The organism is Paenibacillus sp. ALE3 (assembly GCF_054113405.1).
In genome coordinates, this window is record NZ_CM134214.1 from 78,470 (window position 1) to 92,559 (window position 14,090).

Annotated in this window: 12 protein-coding genes; all 12 read left to right on the forward strand. The window is 43.9% G+C overall.

Annotated elements, in window-relative coordinates:
• The first annotated feature begins 37 nt into the window (after positions 1-37).
• The 12 genes from ACXHJ2_RS00345 to flgL all read left to right on the forward strand — a co-directional run bounded on the left by ACXHJ2_RS00345 (position 38) and on the right by flgL (position 14,074).
• Positions 38-2,755 (forward strand): stalk domain-containing protein, encoded by a 2,718-nt coding sequence (locus tag ACXHJ2_RS00345; RefSeq protein ID WP_165079742.1) that lies wholly within the window; start codon positions 38-40, stop codon positions 2,753-2,755.
• 47 nt (positions 2,756-2,802) lie between these two features.
• Positions 2,803-3,963 (forward strand): sensor histidine kinase, encoded by a 1,161-nt coding sequence (locus tag ACXHJ2_RS00350; RefSeq protein ID WP_013373402.1) that lies wholly within the window; start codon positions 2,803-2,805, stop codon positions 3,961-3,963.
• A 4-nt stretch (positions 3,964-3,967) separates the two neighbouring features.
• Complete coding sequence (locus ACXHJ2_RS00355) at positions 3,968-4,690, forward strand: response regulator (RefSeq protein WP_013373401.1); 723 nt, start codon at positions 3,968-3,970, stop codon at positions 4,688-4,690.
• Between the two features lie 167 nt (positions 4,691-4,857).
• Positions 4,858-5,298, forward strand: coding sequence for a hypothetical protein (locus ACXHJ2_RS00360; protein ID WP_013373400.1), 441 nt, complete (start codon positions 4,858-4,860; stop codon positions 5,296-5,298).
• A 198-nt stretch (positions 5,299-5,496) separates the two neighbouring features.
• On the forward strand, positions 5,497-7,617 hold the full coding sequence (locus ACXHJ2_RS00365) for a DEAD/DEAH box helicase (protein WP_165079741.1): 2,121 nt from the start codon (positions 5,497-5,499) through the stop codon (positions 7,615-7,617).
• Between the two features lie 32 nt (positions 7,618-7,649).
• The gene (locus tag ACXHJ2_RS00370; RefSeq protein ID WP_238791350.1) at positions 7,650-8,531 is read left to right on the forward strand and encodes a ComF family protein; all 882 of its coding nucleotides are present in this window, start codon (positions 7,650-7,652) and stop codon (positions 8,529-8,531) included.
• A gap of 383 nt (positions 8,532-8,914) precedes the next feature.
• A complete protein-coding gene (locus tag ACXHJ2_RS00375; RefSeq protein ID WP_058830207.1) occupies positions 8,915-9,376 on the forward strand; it encodes a LysM peptidoglycan-binding domain-containing protein in 462 nt (153 codons plus the stop codon).
• 735 nt (positions 9,377-10,111) lie between these two features.
• Positions 10,112-10,522, forward strand: coding sequence for a TIGR03826 family flagellar region protein (locus ACXHJ2_RS00380; RefSeq protein WP_040102724.1), 411 nt, complete (start codon positions 10,112-10,114; stop codon positions 10,520-10,522).
• A 195-nt stretch (positions 10,523-10,717) separates the two neighbouring features.
• On the forward strand, positions 10,718-10,993 hold the full coding sequence (gene flgM, locus ACXHJ2_RS00385) for a flagellar biosynthesis anti-sigma factor FlgM (RefSeq protein ID WP_013373392.1): 276 nt from the start codon (positions 10,718-10,720) through the stop codon (positions 10,991-10,993).
• A 9-nt stretch (positions 10,994-11,002) separates the two neighbouring features.
• On the forward strand, positions 11,003-11,503 hold the full coding sequence (locus ACXHJ2_RS00390; RefSeq protein WP_013373391.1) for a flagellar protein FlgN: 501 nt from the start codon (positions 11,003-11,005) through the stop codon (positions 11,501-11,503).
• Between the two features lie 18 nt (positions 11,504-11,521).
• Complete coding sequence (gene flgK, locus ACXHJ2_RS00395; protein ID WP_058830205.1) at positions 11,522-13,090, forward strand: flagellar hook-associated protein FlgK; 1,569 nt, start codon at positions 11,522-11,524, stop codon at positions 13,088-13,090.
• A gap of 63 nt (positions 13,091-13,153) precedes the next feature.
• Entirely contained in the window at positions 13,154-14,074 is a 921-nt protein-coding gene (gene flgL / locus ACXHJ2_RS00400) for a flagellar hook-associated protein FlgL (protein ID WP_040102725.1), read from the forward strand.
• The last annotated feature ends 16 nt before the right edge of the window (positions 14,075-14,090 follow it).

Consider the following 14,090-nt stretch of genomic DNA (forward strand, 5'->3'; position numbering starts at 1 on the left):
CCGATTGAATACAAAGAAGATGGGAGCTATTATCCAAATGTTTTTAAGTAATAGAAAACAGAGCAAAGTGAAGGTAGATGGCAAAGGAATCGCTAAAAGATGGGCTGTATTAACGCTGGCAGGAGTATTATGGGTCGGTCCGGTTGCTGGAACTGGGGTTCTAATCCCGTTGAATAATTGGATATCTGCTCCAATCGCGAGTGCTGCCTCCGGTTCAACGGTAAAATTGAGTGAAGAGATTATTACTTCGGGCGCAACATTATTGAAATATCGTTTTAAAGGATCCAAGGGAACAGCGCTGGCTGATATCATTCGAGTAGACCTGCAAAATCCGTACGTAAAGCTGGATGTTATGACAGGGAAGAACGGACAGTTTACGACCCGCCAGAGCACAGGTGGTATGGCAAAAGAGACCGGTGCGGTTGCTGGAGTGAACGGGGATTATTTTAATACCTCTAGTGAGGGAGCACCGATCGGTGGACAGGTATCCAAGGGCGTGCTGATGTCTACACCCTCTGATTTAACAGGGATGTATGCCTTTGCTGTTACGAAGGATGGCTCGCCGATGGTTGAGCAATTTACTTTCGAAGGTACAGTAAAAGCTGGGGATGGGTCTTCCTTCTCCTTGGCAGGGATGAACAAGGCTTCGTACTCGCCAGAGACGAGTGGGAGCAGTTACAGTCACTCCAATGCTATGTATATTTATACATCTGCTTGGAAAGCGATTGAGCGACCTAAAAACAGTTCGACAACGCCTACAGAAATATTGGTACAAAATGGCGTGGTTACGCAAGTCTCCGAAAATGCTACATTGAATATGACTGTTCCGCAGGATGGCTATATTTTACGTACACACGGTAAAGCAGCTGATTATGCCAAAGCGCATTTGACCGTGGGCCAGACCGTAGAAACGAACTATCACCTTCGCGTCAAATCGACAGGGAGTGAAGTGGATCCTTCCAACCTTCAAATGATGATCGGTGGACATACCATATTAGTAAATGACGGACAGAAGACTTCGTTCTCCCGAAGTACAACAAGTATAGGCGGGACACGTGCACGTACGGCTTTGGGATATTCCCGTGACAAACGATACGCATATGTCATTGCCGTTGAGAAGAATGGGAACAGCGTTGGTGTATCCCTGAGCGAGCTGCAAACACTGATGAAGGATATCGGTGTCTGGAAGGGGATGAACCTCGATGGTGGCGGCTCTACCACAATGGTAACTCGTGATTTGGGAGATACGACAGCGGGGCTTACATTCAATACAGAATATGGTACAGAGCAACGTAGCATCGTAAATGGAGTGGGAGTATATACCACTGCTCCTAAAGGGACGCTCAAAGGCTTTACCATCAAGGGCAATAAAACGCTGCTGATTGGTCAGACCGGAAGCTACTCCTTCAAAGGCTACGACAACTACTACAATCCGTTTGATACATCGAAAGTACAAGTGACGTGGAAGTCCAGCAACCCTGCTGTTGTGTCCGTGAGCGGCGGTGTTGTGAAGGGGGCCCAACCGGGAACTGCTACCTTAACAGCATCCAGTGGTTCAGCCAGTGCGACAACCAAGGTCACCGTGCTTGGGGCAGATGAAATTTCATCACTTACTGCAGGAAGTGGGACAGGCTCGCTTACTGCAGGAGCAAAAATCGCAGTACCGATAACGGCCAAGACGAAAGATGGACAGAGTGTCAGCATTACATCAGATGCGCTCAAATGGGAGTTCATCGGCTTTAAGGGAAGCGTTAAGGACAATCAGCTTACGGTAAATACAGTGGATGCGGGCGTGAAAACAGGCTACGCCATTGGTCGCTACGATGGTTTCAGTGCAGTTGTCTTCCTGTCTGCTGGCGGGGCAAGTACAAATAACTGGGAAAACTTTGAAAATGTTTCGTATCCGGTTGATTTTACTTCAAATGCGGAAGGTGTTACCGGTACAGCGGCTGTTGTACAAGGGGATGGAGACCATGCCAATTCCAAAGTGCTGGAGCTAAGCTACGACATGACGAACGGCAGTGGTAAAATGTATGCTTACGCTCAATTAAACGGCACATCCGGCAAGACGCTGGAGCAGGCAGCTACATCCATCTCGATTGATGTCAAAGGAGATAAGAGTCTGAACTGGCTGCGTGCAGAGCTGGAAGATGCCCAAGGCAAAACTGCATATATTGATCTTGCCAAAGTGATCGACTGGAACGGCTGGAAAACGATTAACGCAGATATGAGCGGTTTGAATATTTCGTATCCGGCGAAGCTGAAACGTCTCTATGTGGTCAATGTAGCCGAAGGTCAGGATGAGCGTGCTAAGACAGGTAAGGTCGCTTTTGATAATATCTCTTTTAATACACCAGGAACAGTCGGCACAGAAGGACTTAAAAAGGGAACAGCTCAGATGACGATCGGTCAAAAATTGATGACGGTAAATGGAACGCCAACAACGATTGATGCAGCTCCAATGACTCGCAATGGGTCGACGTATGTTCCAATCAAGTATGTGCTGGACGCATTTGGCGGGCAAGCCAAATGGAATGCGGGCGATCAACGGATCACCATTATGCGCGGTGGTGTGCTGATGGATTTGACTGTAGGAAAAAAAGAACTGATTCTAAACGGAAAGCGTAAGAGCTCTGAAGTTGCACCTATTGTACTAGGAGGAAGGACTTTAGTCCCGTTAAGACTTGTGTCTGAACAGTTAGGAATGACTGTAAAATGGGAACAAGAAACGAAGACCATCACCCTCCAGTCATGATATGGTATGATATATACTTGAAATGCTAGGATTGGAGTAGAACATTTGTGGACTTTCAAGCCGATATCATAGACCGAGTCATTAAAAATGCCATCCAGGTGATGGAGAACAGCAAATATCAGATGTTCGAAATATTGGACACGGCCCGGACCGAGCTGGTCACGTTAAATCAAGAGCTCCAGAGCGTATTGAAGGAAACGGCAGAAACGATCGAAAAAGTGGACCAGCTGGAAATGAACTATCGGCGGTCCCGAATTCGGTTGACTGAGGTCAGTCGTGATTTCGTCCGCTACTCGGAAGAGGATATCAAGCAGGCTTATGAGAAGGCAACACAGCTTCAACTCGATGTGATGATTTTTCGCGAGAAGGAAATGTATCTCAAAGCCAGAAGAGATGATCTTCAAAAGCGGGCCAAAAGTGTCGAGGCTTCTGTCGAGCGGGCCGAAACTATTGGTTCGCAGATGGGGGTCGTGCTGGAATATTTATCGGGTGAATTGGGACAAGTGACGCGGATCATTGAATCGGCCAAAAATCGGCAGTTTATTGGTCTGAAAATTATTTTGGCTCAGGAAGAGGAGCGTAAGCGCATATCCCGTGAAATTCACGATGGACCTGCGCAACTCCTTGCGCATCTAGTGCTTAGGACGGAAATTGTGGAAAGAATGATCGCCAAGCAGGAATTTAAGATGGTTCAGGACGAAATAGTAGACTTGAAGAAACAAGTTCGCTCCAGTCTTGAGGAAATGCGAAAGGTCATTTTCAACTTGCGTCCCATGGCTCTGGATGACCTGGGGCTTATTCCGACGCTCCGGAAATATGTGCAGGATTTTGAAGAAAAAACAAAGATTAGAGCGCTTTTTGAAACAAGGGGCAAGGAACACCGTCTCTCTTCCGCGATGGAAGCAGCCATTTACCGTCTGATCCAGGAAGCTTTGACTAACGCTGCCAAGCATGCTTACCCTACCTATGTGCTTGTTGAGATTACCTACCAGGCACAGCTTGTAAAAATTGTTGTGCAGGATAATGGTCTGGGCTTTAAGCCAGAGCTTTTTCAGCAAAAAAGCAAAGACCATGGGCATTTTGGTCTGATTGGTATGCGGGAAAGGGTTGAACTGCTCGAGGGGAGAATGGAGATCGAATCAGCTGAGAATCAAGGCACCAAGATAGTGATTCATATCCCAACCAACGTGGAAAAGGGAAAGGAGTAACAACATGGAAAATCAGGAAATGAGTAATGCACCCATTAAAGTTCTCTTAGCGGACGACCATCAGTTGTTCCGTGAAGGACTTAAACGTATTTTGAATATGGAGGACGACATTGAGGTCATCGGAGAATGTGGCGATGGCATTCAAGTGTTGGAATTCTGCAACGTAGAGAAACCGGATATTGTTCTGATGGACATTAATATGCCAATTGAAAATGGTGTAGAGGCAACTGAAAAACTACGTGAGATGTTTCCGGACGTCAAAGTGATCATTTTATCCATTCATGATGATGAAAGCTATGTATTCGAGACGTTGCGCAAGGGGGCCAATGGCTATCTGTTAAAAGATATGGAGGCCGAATCCCTCATTAATGCTATTCGTTCAGTACATGAAGGATATGCATTTATTCATCCGAAGGTAACGGGTAAGCTTATTCAGCAGCTCCGTCGGATGACTTACCTGAATGAAACAGGGGCTATGGCGGAAGGTCATACTAAGGAAGCAGGCGTGAAGTTTGTCGCAGGTGAAAATAATCCACTGACCCGCCGTGAAGCAGAAGTGTTGCGTCTGATGGCTGAAGGCAAGAGCAATAAAATGATTGGTGAATATTTATTCATTAGTGAGAAAACAGTCAAAAACCATGTTAGTAGCATTTTGCAAAAGATGGAAGTTGATGACCGTACACAAGCAGTTATTAACTCCATCAAATATGGATGGGTTACGCTGTAAAGTGTAGTCTTTTCATGCATTAGACGATGCAGCTGCCTAGATATAAATGCTGTACCGCCTTTCTTTTAGAGCGAGATATCCGCTCGTATGGAAGTCCAGTACATAACCGTGACACCTCTTCCTGTTATACGGCATATATTGTCGCTATAGGAGGAGGTGGAACCCTCGTGACGGCTCACTTGGTTTGGATATTGCTTATATACGGTGTGGGAGCTGCAGTCGTGCATCTCATGTATATACGACAGGCGGTTCAGGCTTATCACAATGGCGAAGATGCACACACGACATCGCTGGATCATCGTGCGACTCGCTACATTGTGATTACATCCAATGATGGAGATCGTGTGGAATGGGTGATGCGTTCATTGAGTATCCTTGCCTGGCTACACCGAAGGCCGCTACATGTAACGGTACTGGATGATGAATCTATAGACGATACGCTACCGATTCTGACCCGGCTGGTGCGCTATAGTCATATGGATGTTTCAGTCATCTCATGTCGTTTTTCACCGGGGAACCCGGTTTTGCCGAAGTCAGGCGGTGAAAAACAGGTTGTTATTGATCTTAGAACAGCAAACCCGTTGGCGGGCGCCCCACTTGTTCCTTAGTGACAGGGATCTGTGGACATCGTGGTTAAAATCAGATATAAATATTTATAGACAGTTGCATATGCAAGACAATAGGGATTTCGTTGAAATCTGTTTGATGTGAAGCACACTTCAGGCTAACAGCCATGGAAGTGTGCTTTTTTGCTGTTTTCTGGGGTGATAAGCACTAGGAAAAATGAATGAAAGGAGAGATTGAACATGAAAATTGCAGTATATGCAGTCAGGTATAAAGGGAAATGGAATCTCCGATTATCTGTGGATATTCGAGTAGATATGACATGGTGGTTGCGCCAAGTTAAGGACCAGGAGAATGCTGTCGAAAGGTGGGTGTTATTAGGAGACGAGCTTCCCTTGTCTTGGGGAGTAAGCCTTTGTGGAAGATTTAAGGGATTAGCAGAAATGGAGCGGTGGGGGGATCGGCAATGGTGGGCTTATATTCTTTCACAGCTAAAGAATGAACTGGTTCTTGAGTCTTCTAATGGAGAACGAATCTTATCTGGAGGAGTAGAAAATATAAGCATTTGGGACCGTCAACAAGGGTGGGTTTCTCGCACTAAACATGGGAATGAGGGACGGGAAACAATAGGAACTGTACGTTCTATTCAAAACAGGAAGCTCGCTACGGGAGTAGATGGATTGGATATGGAAGGTTTAACAGGACAAGCGAACGAGCTGACTCATTTGTTGGCAGGACGCCAGTTGCTCGTACCTGAAGCTGAAGCACTGCTAGCAGAGGCAGCCCCGGATTTGGAGCCTACTTGGCTTTCAGCTGCGCAACTTGCATATCTGCAAGGCCGACTCAGCTTTGCTGCTGGTCTGGCTCCAGCACCACGCGCGCGCTGGTCTGCCGCGCGTAGGCATGACCTCCGCTGCAACCGTTGTGGCAGCGGAAAGGTGCACCGCACAAGCTGCGCGTCGTGCGGCTGTAAGGCGTGCGCCTACTGCGAGACATGTCTCACACTTGGGCGCAGCCGTGAGTGCTCGCTGCTGCTTCGCGGTACAGCGAAACCTGCCATGCCGCGCGTGGCAGAGGTAGCGCCGGCGGCGAATCTCGACCGCTGGGGGCTGAGTCCTGCACAACGTGCTGCCGCCGAAGTAGCGCTGCGCTTTTTGGCTGCACCACCCCGCAGGGTGCGAAAATGCTCCCGCTCGGAAGGCCAATGGCAACGAGCGCGTGAATTATTCCGGCGCAGCATGCGTGTGCGCCAGGAATTAGGTGCTGCCGCTCCGCATGGCAGCACTCTTGCCGGCTACAAGCAGTCCTCGCCCAGATCTGGCGAGTGTGCTTGGGGGATTGCTGGCCGGCAAGTACCCGATTCTGCGGCCGAACGTTTTCTGCTCTGGGCCGTGACTGGCGCGGGCAAGACGGAAATGATGTTTCCGCTTTTACAGCATGTGTTGGAGCGCGGAGGGACAGCGCTTGTAGCAACACCGCGCCGTGATGTGGTTTTGGAGTTGGCACCTCGTTTGGCAGTAGCCTTTCCCCAGGTTAGCATGGTGACGCTTTATGGAGGGAGTGCAGAACGGTGGCAAAGGGGACAACTGACACTAGCAACAACACATCAGCTGTTGCGTTATCGCCAGGCCTTTGATTTGGTTGTAATTGACGAGATTGATGCATTTCCTTATCACAATGATCCAATGCTTGCCTTCGCTGCCCAAGCAGTATGCAAGCAGGAAGGGAAATTTATTTTTTTGTCTGCGACGCCGCCGCGTCCTTTGCAGAAAGAGGCTGCACGTGGTCAACTGCCACATGCCAAGGTTCCCGTTCGTTTTCATCGTCATCCCCTACCTGTCCCCATTCGTTTGGGGACTGCTTCAGTGCATCATTGGCTGCAAAAAGGCCAGCTTCCTGCTTCATTTATTCAGCACCTATACATATCCATTCAACGAGGGGCGCAGGTCTTTCTGTTTGTGACACGAATCTCACATATTCAAGGTCTTGTGGAATTGCTGATTAGACAATTGCCTGATATACCTATTGCCGGCACTTCATCGCAGGATGAAGAACGAACCGCTAAGGTGCGTTTGTTTCGAGCTACTGAAATACGTGTGCTGGTCACAACCACTATTTTGGAGCGGGGTGTGACTGTTCCACGAAGTGATGTGTATATACTAGACGCGGACAGCAGTCTTTTTGATGAAGCATCCCTTGTCCAAATGGCTGGTCGCGCGGGAAGATCTAAGGATGATCCATGTGGTAGTGTTATTTTTATATCCCCTCAATGGACTAGCGGTCAAAAGAGAGCGATTAAGCAGATTAAACGCATGAATGCACTGGCTCGGAAAAAAGGATATCTAAAAGTGATGAAGCACTAAATCCATTAAATAAAAAAAGTTTTTTTGGAAATGTGAAACCTGAAACAATGTTGGTACGTAAACTACCAGGAAAGGTGCATTTTGGTATGGGGATGATTCCAAGAACCCGTCTGTTTTTGAATTGGTTATTCCATCGCCAGTCGCAAACATGTGTTGCTTGTGGCAAGCTCGCAGGTCATTTTTCCGAATTTACTGGGCTTTGTACTCATTGTTCGATGCAAATTCCTTGGATTTACAACATTCGTTGTGTACATTGTGGACGTCCGACGTTTTGTCCGGATTGCGTCAGGCCTGACCGATTAGCGCGTTACTATATATGCAATCGGAGTGCGATCAGCTATACGCCGATGGTGAGAGAATGGATTGGGCAGTTCAAATATCGTGGCAATGAAAAGTTTGGTCCCCTGCTGGGCGAAGTCATGAACCGAGCCTATCAGGCGATGAGGCATGAATTTGCAGATCATAATAGTACTCGTTTCAAGCGATCTTTGTGGGATGTAGATATAGTGACCTGTGTCCCGGTAAGTGAAAAGAGGCTGACGGAGCGAGGTTTCAATCAGGCCCAAATTTTGGCGGAAAAGATTGCTAAGCAAAATAAGCTCCCCTTCCTTTCTTTGCTTGTTCGCCCACAAGATACAGGCAAACAAAGCTTTAAATCAAAAAATGAACGCATGAATACAATGAATAATGCATTTTCCGTTATCCCCAATATGGTGAATTTGATGGATTCTTTTATTTTAAAAGCTGGATCTCAACGTGCTATGGAGCATAGGCATTCCGTTACAATTTTGCTTGTAGATGATATTTATACAACGGGGAGTACATTGCAGGCGTGTGCACGTGTTTTGAGAGAAAAGGCATTAGAACAAGGAGTACATTTGGCTATCTTTTGTCTGACCTTAGCGAGATCATGAGTCTGAATTTCTATTATATTCCATAATTTTGTGCTTGAAACTATGAAAAGAAGGTTATAATTCTTTTGAAAGAAGGATTAAATGATAGAGCATAAGCCTTTTAATCCGTACAATCAGCAGAATTTGACAACAAGCTAGAGAGAGATATATAATAAAAATATAGACACGAACAAAAAGTTAGGAAGTGAGGGATGAAATCAGAATATTTCAATTTAGAGGTTGATTTTTTTGGAAAAGAGGAGTACAATTTCTTTCTGTTGATAGCTAACATGATTGGTAATAAGTGATTAGCTAACGACAAAAGAGCGGACATTGGGAGTGTCTCGCTCAGTAGTAAAGCAGTTAATTAAAATTTAAAGTTAAAAAGAGGAGAGAACAAAATCATGAAAAACGTAATGAAAAAAGTAGCAGTTTCTGGCATGTTGGCAGTTAGTTTAGGCGCAGTATCTTTGTTGAGCCCACTTGCTACAGGTAGTGTATCTGCACAATCTAGTTCCGATTATGAAAAACAACAATTGGAAGACCAAATCATGAGAGAACAACAAGAAGCAGCACAAAAAGCATTTGAAGCTAAATTCTTTAAAACTGAAACTACTGAGAACGCAGCACCTGCTCAATCGACAACAGAGAACAACAACCAAACAACAACTACAAAACCAGCAACAACTACAACTGAAACACCAGCAACAACTGTAAAAACAATCACTGTTAATGTTCAAGAAGGCGACACACTGGCTTCTATTGCTGAAAAATACGGTGTAACTGTTGAAGAACTGGTTAAAATCAACAACCTGGTAAAAGTCGGTCAAGAACTGCAAGTACCACAAACAAATACAAATAAATAATTAACATTATAAACTGTTTTATAAAATGTATTTATTAAACCAAGCGTTTGACTATAGTATACGGGAAGGCCTCTATTAAAACAATGCTTTTTTGAATAATTATTTGTAAAATTGTTTGTTTTTTTGGGCTGCAAATTTCCAATGGTACATCTTGCTTAATTTCAGATAGGTTATAAGTTGAAATGATGTTAGGTGTATGAGATTTATGAATACCCACACTCCATGTGCGGAGCATTCGTATGGACGCCGATCCCCCGGATTTATAGCATTTTCTTGATGCATCGGGGCACAGGTGAACATGAATTCTTCTGAGGATTGTTTCGCCCGGTTTTTCCCTCATTTTATTTCTACATTTTAACCATATTCATATATAGCTATTTAATGATAATGAAGCGCTATTCCCGAGAATAACAGGAATGGCGCTTATTTTATTTTTTTATCTAAAGTACGGAGGGATGTTTGACGATAAATACTCACATGTAATAGGCTGGATTAGAAGGACTTATTTGCCTCTACACTTTATATTGTTGCATATTAATGTGCTAGAGTTGGGAAAGATTTTACCCGTTTAATCTTCCTCTCTTATAACTTTTACTATGATAACGAACGAAATGTAGAATTGTGTTAAAACTAAAAAAAAATTTGGAATATTTGCTAGACGAGGCTCTTCACTATAAGTTAATGTAAGGATAATAGTAATTAAAGACCGGAACTTGGAAAGGGGCGCTACAGAGGATGAATTTGGATAACTGTCCTCGCTGTGGAAAGTTGTTTGTTAAGAATGTTAGAGGGATTTGCCAGAACTGTATTAAAGAAATTGAGGTTGAATACGAGCACTGTGTCAAACATATACGTGAAAATAAAGGTATTCATATGCATGAGCTTTCGGAAGCTACAGGTGTCTCTGTTAAACAAATCACGACATTTATACGTGAGGGACGTATTTCCATTGCTAATGCGCCCAATATGACGTATCCTTGCGAGGTATGCGGGATACCGATTCGTGATGGGCATATGTGCGATTCTTGTCGAACACGTCTGACTAAAGACCTGAATCAGGCCATACGCGAAAGTAGTAATCAGGATCAAAGTAATAATATGGGCTCAGGTACCTACAGCGCGATGGATAAACTTCGTGGAAACTAGTACAGGGGAATTAAATACGCATTCAGCTATTCAAAAAGTTTCAAATACCGCCGATAATCTTTATAGAGCTTATCGGTTTTTTTATTTTAGCAACCATGCACAAAATAAAGAAGTAAGGCATAATACGAACCATGTTCGACGCTATGTCGTCTGATACATTCTGACCATATCAAATAACTAAGGAAGGTGGAAGTTATGAAAATTAACGAGACCAACCGCATCGGAGCTATTAATCCATATCAGCGAAATATTGAAACAGGACGCCAGGAGGAGCAAAAGAAATCCCGCCGTAAGGACGAGGTTTCCATTTCTCCAGAAGCAATGGAAATGCTGAACCGCAGCAGTGATGCAGACCGCGTTAAGAAAATTCAGGAGCTTAAGCAGCAAGTAGCATCTGGAACCTATCGTGTGGATGCTGATAAAATTGCAGAGAAGCTGTTACCTTTCTTTAAGCAGTCTTCCGAAAGCTAGGTGAAGGATATGCCTTTAGAGCGTTTGATTGGTGTGCTGGAGCAGCTAGATCAAAAGCATCTTATTTTATTAGAACTGGCGAAAAGTAAAAAAAAGATTGTCATGGAAAATGATATGGATAGTCTGGTACAGCATTTGAACCAGGAATCCAGACTCCTTAAACAAGTAGAACAGTTGGAAGAAGCTCGTATGGAGGTTTCGTATGAGCTTCTTCGTGAACGTGGTATTAAGTCTCAGCTTAATTTGACTATAACCGAGCTGGCACGCCTTGTCTTTGATCCAGAAGATAAGAACAAACTCCTCAGTGTCCAGAGCCGCTTATCCCACACTCTTTCAGAATTAAAGGAAATTAATGAAATCAATCAAAAACTCATCGAGCAATCGTTGGTGTTTATTGATTACTCTTTGGATCTACTTGTAGGACGTCCTAATCAGGAAATGACTTATATGCATCCTGATCAGAAGAGTAATCAACACGCACGACCTGGATTGTTCGACACTAAGGCTTGAGCCGAGGAGGAAAATAGAGTGCCATCCACATTTCATTCCATAGAAACAGCTAAAAGAAGTCTTTTTACACAAACGGCAGCTTTAAATACAACAGGACACAACATAGCTAACGCTAACACGGAAGGCTACACACGGCAGACGGTCAAAATGAAGGCTTCCATCCCCATGGAGGCTTACGGTATTAACCGTTCTAATGTACCTGGTCAATTGGGAACAGGTGTTGAATTTGACGCTATTGAACGTATTCGCGAAAAGTTCTTGGATAGCCAGTATCGCGGAGAAAATACCGAACTGGGTAGTTGGACAATCCGTAGTAATACGCTTGATAAACTACAACAGATTATGAATGAACCGTCCGATACAGGGATTCGGAAAGTTCTAGATAACTTTTATAAATCTTGGTCTGACTTAAGTAAAGACCCAGAAAGTGTGACTGCACGAACTATTGTTAAAGAAAATGCACTTGCTTTGACTGATGCAATGAATCATATGAGTAAACAGTTGAATAATTTATCTGCGGACTTAACTTCTAATGTGGAGGCTAAGTCTAGTGAGCTACAAAGTTATGTGAATTCCATAGCTGATCTGAACCAATCGATTACTAAAATTGAAGGCTTAGGGGATAACGCTAACGATCTACGTGACCAACGTGATTTGATTGTCGATAAAATTTCAAAAATCGTTAATGTAACGGTGACTGATACCGATCAAGGCTACAACGTTAATATGGGTGGTCAAGCATTAGTAACTGGATTTGAACCGACTACCGGAATTAACGGCGCTTTTTTACAAGCAGCTTTTGCCTCTAATGATTTACAAGGTGGCGAAGTGCATGGAATGATTTTCTCAAGGGACCGATTTGTAGCTGATTACACAGCTCAAATGGATAACCTCGCCAACACATTGGCGACAGGTAATATTACTGTAACACTACCTAAAGGCTCAGTTTTGCCAGAAGGTACAGTGCTGAATGGAGTGACTTACACTGGGACCAGCCGAACACTCCAATCGGATTTAACAGTTACAGTTAAAGGTCTTAATGGTTTGCATCAACTGGGTTATACCCAAGAAGATAAAGATGCTAACGGTAATATGGTTGCAGGTAAACCTTTTTTTGTAACTTCAAATAATGGTGGGACAATAACAGCAGGCAATATCACGTTAAATACTGCTATAGTAGATAATCCTAACGCTATTGCAGCATCCCTTCGGGTAACAGGCACTGCTCCTACTGAGGAATTGGTTAAGGGTAATAATACATTGGCATCCTTGATGTCCAATTTGAAATTAAGCAATTTCACTTCAGTTTCTACGGGGAATACAGCTACTATTGATAGCTTCTTCAGTTCTATGGTTGGTCAGTTGGGGATAGAGGCTCAAGAGGCTACAAGACAGACACAAAACTCGACAGCTCTCGTATCTCAAGTAGAAACTATGCGCCAATCTGTGAGCGGTGTTTCACTGGATGAAGAAATGTCCAATATGATTAAGTTTCAGCATGCCTACAGTGCCGCTGCTCGGTTTATGACCACATTCGATCAATTATTAGATAAATTAATTAACTCCACAGGTGTAGTGGGAAGATAAGAATGGGGATTAAATATCTGATGTTTATATACATAGGATATTTAATTACGGAGGGATATAACGATGCGAGTTACTAACAATATGCTAAGCTCACAGCTTTTGCTTAATTTAAATCGAAACTCTGAACGTATGAATAATACGCAGAACCAGATGTCGACTGGACGTAAGTTGAACAAACCCTCTGATGATCCTGTGGGCATTACGTATTCCTTAAGGTACCGATCTGAACTGTCTTCAAATGAACAATACCAACGGAATGTGGATAGTGCAGTGTCTTGGCTTGACTTTAATGATACGGTTATGGATCAGGCTGGCCAAATTATGCAAAGAGTACGTGAACTTACAGTACAGGCCTCTACGGGGACTAATCCACAATCTGCGTTGGACAGCATTAACAAAGAAATTGGTCAGCTTAAGGAACAAATGATTGATGTTCTGAACAGTCAATTAAACGGAAAATATATATTCAATGGTCAGACTTATGACAAGAAGCCTTATGACCTCCCATTGAACGCTGATAATACGCATGATACGTCTGGAGCAGCATCAATAGTTACGGATACTGGGAATGTTAACTTTATAGTGGGCGAGAATGTAGCATTGCCAATTAATGTTACTGGTAACGAAGTCGTAGGAACAAGCGCGGATGCCGATAATTTATTTACAATTTTTAATCAGCTATCTTCAGCTTTGGCAAGTGGTGATATTAAAACAAGTGGGGATCAACTAGCTAATATTGATTCGCGTGTGGATAAAATGCTGAAAGTACGGTCGGAAATGGGGGCTAAATCCAACCGTGTGGAGTTAATGCAGAACCGCTTGAGTGATTTGGAAGTAAACTTAACGGACTTGCAATCTAAAACGGAAGATGCGGATTACGCTGAGCTTTTAATGAATTCTAAGATCCAAGAGAATATTTACAATGCTTCTTTGTCAGCGGGAGCGAAAATCATATCCGCATCATTAGTTGATTTCTTAAGATAGTCTAAGGAGGGGGAGA